A 16,229-nucleotide genomic window follows, 5' to 3' on the forward strand; every position below is an offset into this window, starting at 1 on the left:
GTGAGAATTCCTTAGAGCAAATTGAAGAATCGTTTCGTTGGAGATGCAAGCAAACAATATCAATGCTCTGACTATTTCGGAATCTGCCATCGTACTGATGATATCCAAGTGCTAGCGACCTTTTCGCCTCGCTTATCGAGAGCGGGAATGAACCGACTCCTTTTTTCCAAAACTGCGCACGCATGGTCATCAAGCGACTTGTGGCCACTAGATCGCAATATGATACACTTTTCAGTCTGCCCTTCAGTATCGATGGCAAGCATGAAGTGAACCGTTCCCTCAAAGCCTCTTCTTAGTGCTGTGCTGGGGTAGTCGAGAGCTTTTAACCATCGGCCTGGATTATTGGGTTCTGGTTGTCTTAAGAGCGACTCTATTTGACTGTAGTCGACACCGAACGTCTCGTAGAGATTCCGTTGGCACTGCTCGAGAGCGTTACTGATGGACTTCATTCCAGTGAGTTTAAGAGCTAATTCAGGATATTTCTTACTTTTCAATCTCAAGGTCACATCATTTGGAAGATCTTCGAGAAAGTCCAATTCAAAACCATAGATCTGCCAAACCAGCAGATTCTCATTTCTAATTCTTAAAAAGGAACCGTTCTTCTTTAATTTTGCACCGGTCTCGTCGATTGAGAAATCAACATCTGCTTCCCAATACCGTTCTTTGCTGACCGGTGCTGTAGTGAGGTAAAAGCTGGCGCCGCCAAGATCGAAAGCCTGAGAAATCTGTATCTGTATCTGACCGGTTTTGCCTTTGAATATACGTTTTAGATCACAAGCGGTTTCTCCATAGTGGATATTCCACGGAGAGTGCGGCTCATATACTTCGGCGCGAACCGGCAGTGAGATCATACAAGATGAAATTGAAAGGACTATAAGCAACGTTCGAAACATAACGGCTCCATAACAGAAGACCCCGGCAGTTTCCCGCCGGGGTCCTAAATTGTCAACACGCGATCAAATTGCCGTTTGATCAAAACGCTTATACCTTCCCGGTCAACTCCGGAACCGCATCAAACAGATCAGCCACAAGCCCGATATCTGCAACCTGGAAAATCGGTGCGTCTTCGTCCTTGTTGATCGCGACGATCGTTTTGGAATCTTTCATACCCGCAAGATGCTGGATCGCACCGGAGATGCCGATGGCGATGTAGACTTCTGGAGCCACAATCTTGCCGGTCTGGCCGACCTGATAGTCGTTCGGGACATAGCCCGCATCGACCGCAGCGCGCGAAGCACCGATGCCGGCACCGAGCTTGTCGGCGAGCGGGGTGATGACTTCTTCGAACTTCTCGGATGAACCCAGAGCGCGACCACCGGAAACGATGATTTTTGCGCTGGTAAGTTCAGGGCGTTCGGACTTGGCGATTTCTTCGCTGACGAAGCTCGACAGGCCAGCGTCGCTGGCGCCGCCCACGGCTTCTATGGAGCCGGAGCCGCCTTCGCTTGCCGCTTTGTCAAAGGCCGTACCGCGCACGGTGATGACTTTCTTGGCATCCGAAGATTTGACCGTGGCAATCGCGTTGCCGGCGTAGATGGGCCGGGTGAACGTGTCTTCGCTTTCGACCGAGAGAATGTCGCTGATCTGCATGACGTCGAGCAGGGCTGCGACGCGCGGGGCGATATTCTTGCCGGTGGTGGTGGCGGGCGCGAGGAACGCGTCATGCGTGTCCATCAGGCCAGCGATCAATGGCGCTGCATTTTCCGCCAACTGGTTGGCCAGCGTTGCATCATCGGCAACATGGACGGTGGCGACACCAGCGACCTTGGCCGCTTGTTCACCGACACTGGCACAGCCGGAGCCGATGACCAGAGCGTGGACTTCGCCCAGTTGCGACGCGGCGGTAACAACGGCCAGCGTCGCGTCTTTCATGTCGGTATTGTCATGTTCTACGAGTACAAGAGTTTTCATTAGATCGCTCCCACAGCTTTAAGTTTCGCGACCAGCGCATCCACATCTTCAACCTTTTCACCAGCCTGGCGAACCGGAGGCTCGGCGACGGTGATGGTGGTGAGGCGCGGGGCAATGTCGACGCCATAATCGGCTGGCGTTTTCTCATCCATCGGCTTTTTCTTCGCCTTCATGATGTTCGGCAGAGACGCATAGCGCGGTTCGTTGAGGCGCAGGTCGGTGGTGACCACAGCAGGAAGCGCAAGCTTCACGGTCTGCAAGCCGCCGTCGATTTCGCGTTTGACGGTGATGCTGTCACCATCAAGACCAACTTCGTTGGCGAATGTGCCTTGGCCCCAGCCAAGCAGTGCGGCGAGCATTTGGCCGGTCTGGTTTGAATCGTCATCAATCGCCTGCTTGCCGGTGATAACCAGCTGTGGCGCTTCTTCTTCAACGATCTTCGCGAGGATCTTGGCGACGCCCAATGGTTCGACTTCTTCGTCGGTCGTCACCAGAATAGCGCGGTCTGCGCCCATGGCGAGGGCGGTACGCAATGTTTCCTGTGCTTTTTGCGGGCCAACCGAAACCGCGACGATTTCTTCTGCCTTGCCGGCCTCTTTCAGGCGGATGGCTTCTTCGACAGAAATCTCATCAAAGGGGTTCATCGACATTTTGACATTGGCGAGATCGACGCCGCTGCCGTCGGATTTAACCCGCGGTTTTACGTTATAATCTATGACCCGCTTGACGGGCACCAGGATTTTCATTGCTGTTTCCTCTTTTTCAAATTTCACTACCCGATTAACTTACGTTCACGTAAACGTCAAGTTTTCGTGCTGCGATGCAGCATTTTGACCGCGCCCCTCTCCATCAGGTGACGGGCAATTGGCTTCAGGCTGCTTCCTGCACTTGTGCAACGATTTTGCGCGCTGCATCACCGAGATCATCGGCAGACACAATCGGTAGACCGCTACCCGCAAGAATTTCCTTGCCCTTTGCGACGTTCGTGCCTTCCAGCCTGACGACCAAAGGCACATCCAATTCGACTTCTTTTGCCGCAGCAACAATGCCTTCGGCGATGATGTCGCATTTCATGATTCCGCCAAAGATGTTGACGAGAATGCCTTCAACAGCCGGATCAGCGAGAATGATCTTGAACGCTGCGGTCACTTTTTCTGTGGTCGCGCCGCCGCCTACGTCCAGGAAGTTGGCCGGGAAAGCGCCATTGAGCTTGATGATATCCATCGTCGCCATCGCCAGACCGGCGCCATTGACCATGCAGCCGATATTGCCGTCGAGCTTGATATAAGCGAGGTCGGATTTGCTGGCTTCGACTTCTGCCGGATCTTCTTCGGTCTCGTCGCGTAGCGCAGCGAGATCGGGGTGCCGCATCAACGCGTTGCCGTCGAAGCTCATCTTGGTGTCGAGTACGATCAGCTGCTGATCTTCGGTTACGACGAGCGGATTGATTTCAACCATCTCGCAATCCATCGCCATGAAAGCGTTATAGAGTTGCTTGCCGAGCTTTTGCGCTTGCTTGTTGAGGTCGCCCTTCAACTGCAGTGCGAAGGCGATGGCCCGACCATGATGCGGCATGAAGCCTTGCGCTGGATCAATGGTGATCGTGCGGATTTTTTCAGGGGTTGAATGCGCGACTTCCTCAATATCCATGCCGCCTTCGGTGGACACCACCATCGCGACACGGCCACTGGCCCGATCGACCAGCATAGAGAGGTAGAATTCTTTCTCGATATCAACGCCGTCGGTGACATAGAGTCGGTTGACCTGTTTGCCAGCATCGCCGGTCTGGATCGTGACCAAAGTGTTGCCCAGCATTTCTTCTGCATTGGCACGCACTTCGTCGATGGATTTGGCCAGCCGTACGCCGCCTTTGGCATCGGGGCCTAGTTCTTTATATTTGCCCTTGCCGCGTCCACCTGCATGGATTTGCGCTTTGACGACATAAAGCGGTCCGGGCAGTTTCTCGGCCGCGGTGACCGCTTCTTCAACGGTGAGTGCGGCATGGCCAGCAGGAACGGCAATGCCGTGTTTGGCAAGCAGTTCCTTGCCCTGATATTCGTGGATGTTCATAGTACGGGAGAGTACCTTTCAAAATGGAGGCCTTGAATCTCAAGTCAAGCGACTAATTGACTCGGCTAAAGCACAGTCAGGCCCCTATTTCCACCCCGTTTCGTGATAATTATCAGTTGTTCTAGTCCGCTTCCCAACCCTGCGTTCCCGCCAGCGAATTTAAAGCAGCAAACGCATGGCGCAGCGCCGATCTCCGGGAAGGCCATTTTCTATTTCTGATTGGAGGGTCATCGCGAGTCGTTTCGATATCTCGGGCCCTTCCAGCGTTTGATAGCCCAGTTTCTGATAAAAATGCTGGTTGAACGACAGGTCCCGGAATGTGGTCAATGTCAGGGCTTGCAAGTCGTTTTCTACTGCATATTGTCGGGCGCGATCCATCAATTGTCGCCCGATACCATGGCCTTGATGACCATTTGCAACCGCCAGCTCGACGATGTGTAGCGTGTCACCATATGTTGCCGTCGTGACAAATCCGATGCAACGATCATCCAAGGTTGCGACCCAGACGGTGGATTCATCAATGTAAATTTGATGGGCTTCGGCGGCCATGGCCTCGTCGGCGGCAAGCCATTCGAGCCCGGGTATCGATAAAAAGGCCGTTCCAGCCGATCGTTCGATATCCGGCAAAAACGCAGCGTCATCGCTGGTCGCTAGTCGAATCAAGATATCGGACATTGCAGCGGCGCCGTTATTTGACGGCGCAGATCAAGCCGGACGATGTGACGACGCCGACTATTTCCGGATCGCGCAGGGATTTTGTGCGCTTGACGAATTCATTGAAGCTGATGTCACCGGGCTCGCGCTTGCGAAGCTTGCCAAGACCGGTGAGCTTGTCGAGCTGGGCTAGTGACAAGCGGTCGACCATCCGTCCGGCCATACATTGTGATATCGGTTTGGACAGGCCGATGCTCATCAGGCCGCTGCGGACTTTGCTTTCGGGTGTCGCGCAAGCAGAAAGGACGACAGTCAGGGTCAGGGCCAAAACTGTCGTCCCTTTGATCATTTCTTTTGGGCCAGTTCGATGGCTTCCAACACAACGCGCTTGGCGTCTTCGGCATCGCCCCATTTGCCGACCCGCACCCATTTTTCGGGCTCCAGATCTTTATAATGGGTGAAGAAATGCTCGATCTGCTGCATAACGATTTCGGGCAGATCACCACCTTCGCCAATTTTGCGATAATAGGGGAAGGTCGCATCAATTGGCACACAAAGCAGCTTCTCGTCGCCGCCATGCTCGTCTTCGAGGTTGAGAACCGCAATCGGACGACAGCGCACGACACAGCCCGGCATGAATGGCGAGCGTGCGACGACCAATGCATCAAGCGGGTCGCCATCGGGTGACAATGTATGCGGAATGAAGCCGTAATTCGCTGGATAGCGCATCGGAGTGTGCAGGATACGGTCGACAAATAATGCGCCCGAAGCCTTATCAAATTCATATTTCACCGGTTCGCCGCCAACGGGCACTTCGATGATGACGTTCAGGCTTTCTGGCGGGTTGTCGCCAATCGCAATTTTGCTAATATCCATGTAACAAGGTGGTCCTTATTTAGTTTTCGGCTGTAACAGCCGGTCAATGCCCCCCTCCTGTTCAACACCCTCTCCGGTGATTTTCTTGAGCGCCGGATAGCGCAGGCCACCCGAATGGTCGACCATAAAATTGTGATAGGCTTCACCATTTTTTGCAAAAACATCTATCTTGCCGTCGGCTCCCCGATTTTCCTCGATCGCCTGTTTGAGCGCTTCGTGACTATAGGCTGTGCCGTTGACGGCTGAGATGGTGAGACCGGATTTCAAGCCGGCTTTGAATGCGGGACTATCCCAGATCACCGATTTGATCGTTCCTTTGCTACCCATGATCAGGCCAAGGCTGTGGCTGAGGTCCAGCTGTTTGCGGCGCTTGTCATTGGCGAGGATATAGGCGCTAGGCTTGTCGATAAAGACGAGCTCGTAGCCGCCGAGCGCGAAGCCATTTTTGGGGGCGTCTGTGCTCGTCTGGTAAACCCGTTCTTGAATGAAGCCGTCCCAGTCATAGGGCTGGACCTTATTGAGCGCTGCGACGACATCCTCTTTTTCATAAGTTACCACACCCCAGTCACCATTTTTGCCGCCAAAAAAGTCGCGAGCAAAATTTTCGAGCGATTTCTTGCCATCCGATTCGCGGCGGATGATCTGGTCGGCTTCGAGCCAGATCAGCAGCCCTTCATTATAATAATCTTCTGCGCGCTGCCAACTGGACCAAGGCTTTGGCTTTCGGGCAGCAATGATCGGATCATGGGTGGTGTCGATCAACGGGCGCCACCGGCGTCCAACGCGCTGGTCCATGCCTGCCGCGATCGCCGCAAGGGCATCAAGTGTATCCTGCTTGGAATAGAGGCCCGACCGTGCGCTCAGAACATAGGTCCAGAATTGCGTCTGTCCTTCGTAGACCCATAATAGATTGTCGCGTGTTGGCTGACGGAAATCCGGCGTCCACATGCCCTGCGGGCGTCGATATTTGCCATTCCAGGAATGGATGATTTCGTGTGGCAACAGGCTACGGCGCCCCGGACCACTATCCCAATCGGTAAAATATTCCCGGTTCACGCCATTTTCGGATGACCGGTGATGTTCCAGACCAATGCCACCCATGTCCTCGGTCAGCGCGAGTAGGAAATCATAGCGGTCATAGGCACGGCTGCCGAACAGAGCCTCTGCTTCGATGACCAGCTGCCGGTGTAAATTGATATGCGCCTTTTTGGATTTCAAAAATTTTGCTTCATCTGCGACAATATTGAGATTCACGCGATTGGTTAGCGCGTGGGTTTGAAAATACCGTCCGGCAAAAACCGGGCTGTCCACCAAAGTGTCATAGTCGGTTTTTTCGTAGTTTATTGTGCTTCCTGTCTGAGATTCCGGTCGAAGGGCAGTCGCGGCCCGCCAGCCATCGGGGTAGATAGCGGTCGCCTCGACCGGAATCTGACGGACATAATAGCCCGCAGGATAAAGCGAAACCTGATGCCAGCGTAGGTTGAGCATCGACGGAGCCATGACGATCCGGCCCTGACGGCTTGTCGTGGCTGAAACGAACTCGAACTTCGCGGTAATCGTGCTGGTGTTTTCCGGAACGGTCAGATGAAAGGCAAACACATCAAGGTCGTCGCGGATCCAATCCAGCCGTTGTCCGTTTGCGCTGAACTCCAGCCCGGTGACTTTCTCAATTTCTCCGCGCGGGGCGTGATTGCCGGGCAGCCATTCGGGATAGAGCAAGGTGAGCCGGCCGGGTTGGGCAACCGGAATCGTCTGTGTGACTCGGAATATGCCCTGTTCATGATCGCGGGCATCAACTTCCAGTGTCATGGTGCCGGGATAGCGGATATCCTGTGGCGCGGGGATTATGTCCTGCGGCGCGACATAGCTTGGTTTGCTGAGGTGATCCGGCATCGCTGCCGCAGTTGTAGAAATAGAGAAGGTCAAGAAAAGACCCAATAGGCCAACCAGACGCATATGCAGAAAACCCCTTTCGTGATCAGGGCACTCGAATGGAGGTTTTTGCAACTTTCGTCCAGAGGCTTGCAGGAAATAAGCCACTTTCGCTTTGCGGCTTCTCTGGCTAAAGCGCTCCCTATGGCAAAGATACAGACACCCAAGCCGGTGCGTGGCACGCAGGATATATTTGGCGAAGAACAAGAGCGGTTCCAGCATGTGGTGGAGACGTTTGAACGCGTGCGGCGGCTCTACGGTTTCAAGGGTGTGCAAATGCCGGTCTTTGAACCGACCGCGGTTTTTGCCCGCTCCCTCGGCGAGACCACCGATGTTGTATCGAAGGAAATGTACTCGTTCGAGGATCGCGGCGGCGACAGCCTGACTCTGCGTCCCGAATTTACCGCCGGGATTTGCCGGGCCTTTCTGACCAATGGCTGGCAGCAACATGCCCCATTGAAACTGTCTGCGCATGGACCATTGTTCCGCTACGAACGGCCGCAAAAGGGCCGCTACCGCCAGTTCCACCAGCTGGATGCCGAAATTATTGGCGCCAGCGAACCGGCGGCGGATGTCGAACTATTGTGCTTTGCCGATCAGCTTTTGAAAGAGCTGGGCATTGATGATGGCGTGACTTTACAGCTGAATACGCTGGGTGATGCGGAAAGCCGGGATGCCTGGCGTGCGGCGCTGGTTGAGCATTTCTCTGACCATCAATCCGACCTGTCCGACGACAGCAAGACCCGGCTCGCAAAAAACCCGCTGCGGATATTGGACAGCAAAGCGCCCAATGATCGCGCGATCGTGGCCACGGCCCCGTCGATCGATCCATATTTGACCACCGAAGCCGCAGAATTTTTCGCGCAGGTTACCGAAGGGCTGGATAGCTGCGATGTGGCGTGGAAGCGCGACGCCAATCTGGTGCGTGGCTTTGACTATTATCGGCACACGGCGTTTGAATTCATTCCTGAGGTGGGCAGTGCGGCGGCTGAGAAAATGGGCAGTCAGAGCACCATACTCGGCGGCGGCCGGTTTGATGGCCTGATGGAAGCGCTTGGTGGACCCCATACACCGGCCGTTGGCTGGGCTGCCGGGATTGAGCGGTTGGGGATGTTGCTGGACGAGCCCGAGGCGGTAGGCCCCGACGCGATTTTCATTCCGCTCGGCGATGGTTGTGAAGCCGCTGCGATGAAGCTCATGGGTGACTTGCGCCGGTCGGATATCAGTTGTGAAATGGCCTATAAGGGCAATATGAAAAAGCGGATGCAGAAAGCCAATGCGGCCGGTGCGTCCCATGCGGTCATCATCGGTGAAAGTGAATTGGCCAATGGCGTGGTCGCGCTCAAAAACCTGGAGAGCGGTGATCAACAAGAGGTCGCGCTGGGTGATTTGGTCAAGGCGCTGACGGCATGACCACCATCACCCCCCAAAGGATTGCGCAAATCGAGGCGCGCTTTGCCGAGTTGCAGGCGATGATGGCCTCGGGCGATCTCGACAGCGACAAATTTGTTGAAGTCTCCAAAGAATATGCCGAAATCGAACCGGTTGCCGAGGCTGCCGCTCTGGTTAAAAACCTGCGCGACGAGCAAGAAGGCCTAGCCGAAATGCTGGCCGGTGACGATGCCGAGATGAAGGCGATGGCCGCTGATGAAGTGGATGGCGTGAAGAAGGCATTGGAAAAAGCCGAGCTGGCTCTCGCCTTGCAATTGCTGCCGAAAGACAGCGCCGATGACCGCCCGGCAATGATCGAAATTCGCGCCGGCACCGGCGGCGACGAAGCCGCTCTGTTCGCTGGTGATCTCTATCGTATGTATAGTCGCTATGCCGAGGATCAGGGCTGGAAGGTGGAGATGATTTCCGCCAATGCTTCGGAAGTCGGCGGGTTCAAGGAAGTCGTCGCCAATATTCAGGGCAAGGGCGTGTTCGCCAAGCTGAAGTTCGAATCCGGTGTTCATCGGGTCCAGCGTGTGCCGGAAACCGAAAGCGGCGGGCGTATTCATACGTCGGCGGCAACCGTTGCGATCCTGCCGGAGCCCGAAGAAGTCGATATCAAGATCCGCACTGAAGACCTGCGCATTGATACCTATCGGGCTAGCGGTGCTGGCGGCCAGCATGTCAACAAGACCGACAGCGCGATCCGGATCACCCATTTGCCCACTGGTATCGTAGTGCAATGTCAGGACGGCAAGTCTCAGCATAAGAATAAAGCGCAGGCAATGAAGGTGCTGGCGGCGCGTATGTACGAGCAAGAACGCGATGCGGTGCAAAGCGAGGAAGCCGAAGCGCGTAAATCGATGGTCGGCTCCGGCGACCGGTCCGAGCGCATCCGTACCTATAATTATCCGCAAGGCCGGGTCACCGATCACCGGATCAATGTGACGCTGCACAAGCTTCCGGAAATTATCGAAGGCGGCGCGCTGGGTGAAATGATCGATGCGCTGATTGCAGAGGATGAAGCCAGCCGGCTCGCCAATCTAGATGGGTGACGCCGCCGGCGCCCTGCGCGAGGCAGCGCAGAGACTGAGTGAAATATCCGATAGTCCCCGTCTCGATGCGGAATTGCTGATGGCGCATGCCTTGGGTATGGAACGGTCTGAATTGTTGTTGAAACTACCGGAACTGACAACACCCGATATATTTTCAGCGCTGGTCGAGCGCCGCCAGAAATCTGAACCGATCGCCCATATCATCGGCGCGAAGGAATTTTGGGGCCTCGATTTTCAGGTCTCGCCTGATGTTCTTATCCCGCGCCCCGACAGTGAATTGCTGATTGAATCGGCAGTGGGAATGTTCGCATCGGAGCCTCCGCAAAAGATACTTGATCTCGGCACCGGCAGTGGCGCGCTTCTGCTTGCCGCTTTGCAGGAATTTCCGGATGCGAGAGGTGTGGGGATTGATGCCAGCGCCGCCGCCTTGCAGATTGCCCATAATAATGCCGACAGGCTGGGCTTTGCGGATCGCGCTCGTTTTCTGATGCTGGACTGGACGCGGCCTGACTGGGAGAAGGCTCTGGGCTCCGGCTTTGATCTGATCCTCGCCAATCCGCCCTATATCGCAAAAAATACGCGGCTTTCCGCTGATGTCGGGGATTTTGAGCCCCATGAAGCGCTGTTTGCCGGAGAAGAGGGGCTGGATGACTATAAGATCATCATTCCCGCGCTCGAAAAACTGCTTTCTCCAGCCGGTGTTACCATGCTCGAAATTGGCTTTGACCAAGCGAATATCGTTTCGGAAATGGCTGAGAAAAGAAGTTATCATGTTGAATTAAAACAAGATTTAGGAAAAAATGATCGTTTGTTGATCCTGCGGAGGTAAAAAGGGCTTGGTTTTGCCGAAACGACTCGCTAAGACTTGCTCAGGCCCAGATGATTTCTGGCTTTTTCCCTAAAATTTCTGGCCTGCCCCCAACTCGATAATGTTGCTGGTTTTCGGCGCTTATTTGTCTTGTACGGGCTGCTGTGGACGGGTTGTCTGCGGCGCAATCGCCACCAGAGTGTGGCTATAACTTGAGAGAGACCAAGTTTATTAGCGGTATAAGGATACCTACAATTTGATGAACAATCGTCAGCCTGGCCGCCGTGGGCGCGGCCGGAACACCAATAACCGTAATCAGGGCAACCGCGGTGGCGGAGTAGATCGCGATAATCGTATTGATAACCGCGCGCGCGGCAATGCTGCGCAGATGCTCGATAAATATAAGAAAATGGCGCAGGATGCACAGGTCAATGGTGACCGCGTTAACGCGGAATATTATCACCAATTTGCCGATCACTATTTCCGGGTCAATGCTGACACGCAGGCGCGCCGTGAAGAACAGCGGCTTGCTCGGGAAGAAAATCGCAACGACAATCGCGGCAATGGTTCAGGCCAGAATGAATCCGGCGATCGGAACAACGATAAGGATGGCGATAATGATCGTGGCCGTCCGCAGCAAAACCGCCAACAGCGCGATGATCGTAGCGACCGAGCTGACAATGCAGCGGGTAGTGCGCCGGACGAGAAGAAACCGGTTCGCAGCCGTCGTCCGCGTAAGACCGAAAACACCCCTGCGGCCAATGAAACAGCGGAGCAAAATGGTGAGAGCAACGGTTTGGATGCCAGCGCTTTGCCGCCCGCAATTTCGCAGTCGACAGAGGTTGAAGTTGAAAAGAAACCGGCTCGCAAGAAGCGGGTCGTAAAGCCAAAAGCCGCTGAAGAAAGCGACGCTATCTAGCTTCTTTCACCGGGCTGATCTGCCGTTAGAGCGCTTTTTCCAACCAAGCCGGCAGGTTGAGCGTCTTTAGGTCATCGATGCGTCGATGTTCGACGGATATGTTATCGTCCGGATAGGCGATGCGCTGACGCTTTTCGTCGGCTTGGTCGATCGGCACAACGGCCATCCGCCGGTTCACCTTTTGCCGGTAGTTCATCCGCGCTGTGTTTTCCTGCCCAACATAACAGCCCTTGGTAAAGCTGACGCCGTTGAGTTCCGATGCATTGCATTCGAGCCATAATGTCTTGTCGCTGCCCAGCTCGGCGCTTCCTTCGGTTACGCCCAGAGACAGGCGATGTTTGCGATAGTCGTTCTCTGCACCGTCACCGATGCCTGCGTCGCCGAGCCACCGGTGGCCCAAATCTGCCAGTCTTGGATCAACCGGCTGGTCCTCAGCCTTCAAGGACCAGTACACGCCGATCATATCATCTTGTGCGATTTCAATCTTTCGCCGCAAGCGATAGAGTTTGAGACGGCGGACAAGCCCGTCAGCTTGCTCTTTTTCGCAGTCGATCAGGATATTGTCCTCATCGGCCCATAAAAAGAAATCGAACAGGACTTTGCCTTGAGCCGCGAGCAGCGCCGACCATTGCGGTGCGCCGGGCACAACAGCTGCCATATCCTGAGTCACCAATCCTTGCAGAAACTGCTTGATGTCTTCGGAGCCATCTGTGGCGGACAGGCGAATGATCGCACGGTCATTAAGTCTGGTTTCGGTCATAGCATTTAGGTAGGGTGTATGGAGTGAAAAACCAAGCCTCGCACGGAGCAATATGACCGATAAGATCACCATTCGCCGCCCTGATGACTGGCACGTCCACCTTCGTGATGGTGCCATGCTGGAGGCAGTTGCTTCCTATACGGCTCGGCAATTTACGCGTGCCATCGTCATGCCCAATCTTTCTCCGCCAGTGACCAGCGCCACCAGCGCCGCCGCTTATCGTGACCGGATCATGGCAGCATTGCCAGCGGGATCCGACTTTACGCCGCTGATGACTTGCTACCTCACCGATGATGCCGATGCAGATGATATTGCGAGCGGCCACGCAGAAGGCATTTTTACCGCCGCAAAGCTTTATCCCGCCAATGCGACGACCAACAGTGCGCACGGCGTGACGGATGTGGCGCATATCATGCCGGTGCTTGAACGGATGCAGGATATTGGGATGCCGTTGCTGGTGCATGGGGAAGTGACCGATGGTGACATCGACATTTTTGACCGTGAGGCGGTGTTCATTGATCGTATCATGGGAAAGCTGATCCAGTCATTGCCGAACCTGAAAGTGGTATTTGAGCATATTACGACCGAACATGCGGTACAATTTGTCGATAGTTCTGGTCCGAATGTCGCGGCTACGATCACGCCGCATCACCTGCATATCAATCGCAATGCGATGTTCGATGGTGGCATTCGCCCGCATGCTTATTGCCTGCCCGTGGCGAAGCGCGCATTGCATCAGCTGGCGCTGCGGAAAGCGGCGACGTCTGGTTCGTCGAAATATTTCCTAGGTACCGACAGCGCTCCGCATGAAATCCACGCCAAAGAATCGGCTTGCGGCTGTGCAGGTATTTTTAACGCACCTTATGCATTGGAAAGCTATGCGGCGGTGTTTGACGAAGAGGGCGCGCTCGACCGGCTAGAAGGATTTGCCTCTGAGCATGGCCCAAAATTCTATGGCCTGCCCTGCAATGAAGGCCGGGTCAGTCTGGAACGACGGCCTGCCCTTATTCCCGAGAATATAGATGCTGCGGGATCCCCGTTGGTGCCTTTTCATGCGGGCGCGACATTGAATTGGCAAATCGTCGAAAATTGACGTGTAACGGGTGACGATGATAGACCCCGTTGTTCAACTCCTGGCTTGTCAGGATTTTCCAACCCATTGGACTAGAAAAATCGGGCGCAGCTAATGGGGAAGGTTCTGGAAAGCCACTTCAGGAGAAGCCTGAATGCCCGAATCCGATCCGAACGAACCGAATGAAGAAGATGCACTTTCTGGAACTTATCCGGAGGGCTATTCGCGCGATATCCGCCACGTCATCGAAGCGGAACGCGAATATATAGAAGAGCGCCGTAAATCACAGCCTTGGCATCGATTTTATAATCGCGACAAGGCTGAGGCAGATGAGAGTCCAGAAGTGGATGAGCAAGAGCCGCGCTATTTGGGCCTGGCGATATCCGGGGGCGGCATCCGATCGGCCGCCTTTGCGATAGGTGCCATGCAGAAGCTGCACCGGGCCGATATCTTGCCCCAGTTTGACTATATGAGCACGGTCTCGGGTGGCGGCTATGCAGGCGGCGCCCTGACCTGGTTTCTGTCCAACTCGGAATCACAGGAGCAATATTTCCCCGGAGATGGATTTGGTGGCCGCCGTTTCAACATGATCGGCACAAACTTCCCGTTTCGCGAAAAAGAGGGCTCGAAATCGAAACATGATCCCGAGCCAACGGGTCTGCCCTTCAAGCGGGATATTATCGATTATATCCGTCAGCGCAGCGCCTATATGCAGCCGGGTGCCGGTCTGGACGCTTTTTCGGCGACCATCGTGGTTGTCCGTTCCATGCTGACCTCGCTAACGGCCTATCTGTCGATCTTGTCTTTTCTATTTGCCGGAATCCTGTGGAGCCTTGGCTTTCTTGATGGTCTGCTACCCCAGATTTCTAACAATGTTGCCAGCCTGTCTAATCTGATTGATGCGCGTCTGGGGGCATGGATAAACGATGGAGAGATATCGGTTTTTCTGAAGATACCCTTGTGTCTTTCTGCGGTGCTGGTTCTGATCTGGGTCTCTTATTCGCTGTTCACCGCTTTCCCGTGGAGCAAGAGACGAGCGGTGTTCTTCCGGAGTTTTATCGAACGATATGGCGGTGTCTTGACCAAATTCACGGTTGGATTCTTTGTCCTGGGCCTGTTGGATCAGGGATATTCGCAGAAGGAGCTTTTCGGATATAATCTGGCGGATTGGAGCGAGATGGTCGCGCCGGTCATTACCGGTCTTGGTGCCGTGGGTGGGTTGGCCAGCCGGCATTTGCTTAGCGCCAATCGGGGGCTGAAAAGTCCGATCACCTTCGGTATCATCAGCAATGGTTCCGTCAGTTTATTGATGCTTGGCTTTGCCATGATTTCGGTCATTCTGGGGCATAAGCTCCATGGCCTTCTCTTGGATGGCGACCTTTTGACATTCTTCGGTCTTTTTGCCGGGTTCTTCGTCTTCTGGGCATATGCCAACATCAATTTTTCCGGACTGCACCGGATGTATCGTGATCGATTGATGACGAGCTTCATGCCCAGCCGCAAGGCTGTTCGCGATGATGATGTAGCCGGACAAACGCCCGCTGATCTTGCGAAAGTCCACGAGATGTGCGCGCCGCGAACCGATGGTCCCTATCATATCATCAATACCAATGTTGTCTTGACCAAAGGGGAGAATGCACGCTTTCGCAGTCGGCGCGGCGACTCCTTCATCTTAAGTCCGCTCTTCAGTGGTTCGGAAGCCACCGGGTGGATTCGAACGGATCAGTGGCTTGTCCATGACAAGAGCCCGGAGTTTGGATTTCTGAACCGCAGCGTTTTGAAGCCGGTCTGGCCGGTCACGCTGCCGACAGCTATCGCGATTTCCGGTGCTGCGCTGAACCCGCGGACTGGCGCCGACGGACGCGGCCCAACCAAGAAATTTTCTTTGTCGTTGATGCTGAACCTGCTGAACCTGCGGCTTGGTTACTGGATCCCCAACCCCAATCCGAAAGGCCAGCAACGGCGGCTGCCCATCCCACCCTGGAAACGGAAAGACGGCAAGCCCAGAGTGAAGCTTTTTCGCAGCCGCATTTTCCCGCCCAATTTCCTATATCCGGGCTTTCTGCAATCGCTCATCGGTTTGCGCAGCGAGTCCGAATCCGGCTGGATAGAATTGAGCGACGGCGGTCATTTCGACAATACTGGCCTCTACGAATTGTTTCGTCGACGACAGAAAACCATCGTTTTTCTGGACGGTTCGGCTGATCCCCAATCACGCTTTTCCAGTTTTTCCAACGCCCTGGAAAAAGCCTTTATCGACTTTGGGGTTACGGTAGAATTTTTTGACAAAGATGAGCATGATCAGACGAACAGCTTCAGTTTCCAGAATATGGTACAAGGATCAGGCAGAGATAAAGACGATCCCGTCTCCGGAATATTGAACTTCAGCAAATTTGGTTTCGCCGTTGGAGAAATTTTCTATCCGAACGCACAGGGCCGGCGGGTTCGCAAAAAGGGTGATGATCGCTGTTTCCTATTCTATATAAAAACGTCGATGATCAAAGGGCTTCCGGCGCGTCTATATTCCTACAAATCGGAAAACGAACAATTCCCCGATGAACCCACCAGCGATCAATTTTTCAGCGAACAACAATTTGAAGCCTACCGAATTCTTGGGTTTTTCCTAGCCGATCAGATGATTGATGAAGTGCGGCGTTTCAAACCTTTGGCGAAGGCGCTGAAAATCAAGAGATGGGGGAATGAAAAGCAAGCCGCGGACTGGCCAGTGCTCAAGTCTTGAA

General features: G+C 54.3%; 15 protein-coding genes. 6 read left to right on the top strand and 9 right to left on the bottom strand.

Features of this window, described 5'->3' with window-relative positions:
- Window positions 1–71 precede the first annotated feature (71 nt).
- The 8 genes from ABJG22_RS02065 to ABJG22_RS02100 form a co-directional block, all read right to left on the bottom strand.
- Window positions 72–893, bottom strand: coding sequence for an energy transducer TonB (locus ABJG22_RS02065; RefSeq protein ID WP_348018569.1), 822 nt, complete (start codon window positions 891–893; stop codon window positions 72–74).
- Window positions 894–981: 88 nt separating this feature from the next.
- On the bottom strand, window positions 982–1,911 hold the full coding sequence (locus ABJG22_RS02070; protein ID WP_348018570.1) for an electron transfer flavoprotein subunit alpha/FixB family protein: 930 nt from the start codon (window positions 1,909–1,911) through the stop codon (window positions 982–984).
- Window positions 1,911–2,657 carry an electron transfer flavoprotein subunit beta/FixA family protein gene (locus ABJG22_RS02075; RefSeq protein WP_348018571.1) on the bottom strand — a complete coding sequence of 249 codons (747 nt, stop codon included), beginning with the start codon at window positions 2,655–2,657 and terminating at the stop codon, window positions 1,911–1,913. The genes ABJG22_RS02070 and ABJG22_RS02075 overlap by 1 nt, the downstream gene beginning before the upstream one ends.
- Window positions 2,658–2,781: 124 nt before the next feature.
- Complete coding sequence (sucC, locus tag ABJG22_RS02080) at window positions 2,782–3,981, bottom strand: ADP-forming succinate--CoA ligase subunit beta (protein ID WP_348018572.1); 1,200 nt, start codon at window positions 3,979–3,981, stop codon at window positions 2,782–2,784.
- A 159-nt stretch (window positions 3,982–4,140) separates the two neighbouring features.
- Complete coding sequence (locus ABJG22_RS02085) at window positions 4,141–4,656, bottom strand: GNAT family N-acetyltransferase (protein ID WP_348018573.1); 516 nt, start codon at window positions 4,654–4,656, stop codon at window positions 4,141–4,143.
- 13 nt (window positions 4,657–4,669) lie between these two features.
- Window positions 4,670–4,984, bottom strand: a complete 315-nt coding sequence (locus ABJG22_RS02090) for a hypothetical protein (protein ID WP_348018574.1) — start codon at window positions 4,982–4,984, stop codon at window positions 4,670–4,672.
- On the bottom strand, window positions 4,981–5,511 hold the full coding sequence (ppa, locus tag ABJG22_RS02095) for an inorganic diphosphatase (protein ID WP_348018575.1): 531 nt from the start codon (window positions 5,509–5,511) through the stop codon (window positions 4,981–4,983). Before ppa ends, ABJG22_RS02090 begins: the two co-directional genes overlap by 4 nt.
- A 15-nt stretch (window positions 5,512–5,526) precedes the next feature.
- The gene (locus ABJG22_RS02100; RefSeq protein WP_348018576.1) at window positions 5,527–7,467 is read right to left on the bottom strand and encodes a peptidase M61; all 1,941 of its coding nucleotides are present in this window, start codon (window positions 7,465–7,467) and stop codon (window positions 5,527–5,529) included.
- Between the two features lie 120 nt (window positions 7,468–7,587).
- Between ABJG22_RS02100 and hisS the strand changes: the two genes are divergently transcribed.
- The 4 genes from hisS (at window position 7,588) to ABJG22_RS02120 (ending at window position 11,656) form a co-directional block, all read left to right on the top strand.
- Window positions 7,588–8,856: a histidine--tRNA ligase gene (hisS, locus tag ABJG22_RS02105; protein ID WP_348018577.1), complete on the top strand. Its 1,269-nt coding sequence runs from the start codon at window positions 7,588–7,590 to the stop codon at window positions 8,854–8,856.
- Window positions 8,853–9,929, top strand: a complete 1,077-nt coding sequence (gene prfA / locus ABJG22_RS02110; protein ID WP_348018578.1) for a peptide chain release factor 1 — start codon at window positions 8,853–8,855, stop codon at window positions 9,927–9,929. The genes hisS and prfA overlap by 4 nt, the downstream gene beginning before the upstream one ends.
- Complete coding sequence (prmC, locus tag ABJG22_RS02115) at window positions 9,922–10,758, top strand: peptide chain release factor N(5)-glutamine methyltransferase (RefSeq protein ID WP_348018579.1); 837 nt, start codon at window positions 9,922–9,924, stop codon at window positions 10,756–10,758. The genes prfA and prmC overlap by 8 nt, the downstream gene beginning before the upstream one ends.
- A gap of 238 nt (window positions 10,759–10,996) precedes the next feature.
- The gene (locus ABJG22_RS02120; RefSeq protein WP_348018580.1) at window positions 10,997–11,656 is read left to right on the top strand and encodes a DUF4167 domain-containing protein; all 660 of its coding nucleotides are present in this window, start codon (window positions 10,997–10,999) and stop codon (window positions 11,654–11,656) included.
- A gap of 25 nt (window positions 11,657–11,681) precedes the next feature.
- Here the strand turns inward: ABJG22_RS02120 and ABJG22_RS02125 are convergent, their stop codons facing one another.
- Window positions 11,682–12,416 carry a folate-binding protein gene (locus ABJG22_RS02125; RefSeq protein WP_348018581.1) on the bottom strand — a complete coding sequence of 245 codons (735 nt, stop codon included), beginning with the start codon at window positions 12,414–12,416 and terminating at the stop codon, window positions 11,682–11,684.
- A gap of 52 nt (window positions 12,417–12,468) precedes the next feature.
- Between ABJG22_RS02125 and pyrC the strand changes: the two genes are divergently transcribed.
- Entirely contained in the window at window positions 12,469–13,509 is a 1,041-nt protein-coding gene (gene pyrC / locus ABJG22_RS02130) for a dihydroorotase (RefSeq protein ID WP_348018582.1), read from the top strand.
- Between the two features lie 133 nt (window positions 13,510–13,642).
- Entirely contained in the window at window positions 13,643–16,228 is a 2,586-nt protein-coding gene (locus ABJG22_RS02135) for a patatin-like phospholipase family protein (RefSeq protein ID WP_348018583.1), read from the top strand.
- Window position 16,229: the final 1 nt, after the last annotated feature.

Source organism: Parasphingorhabdus sp. (genome assembly GCF_039939955.1).
Classification (GTDB): Bacteria; Pseudomonadota; Alphaproteobacteria; order Sphingomonadales; family Sphingomonadaceae; genus Parasphingorhabdus.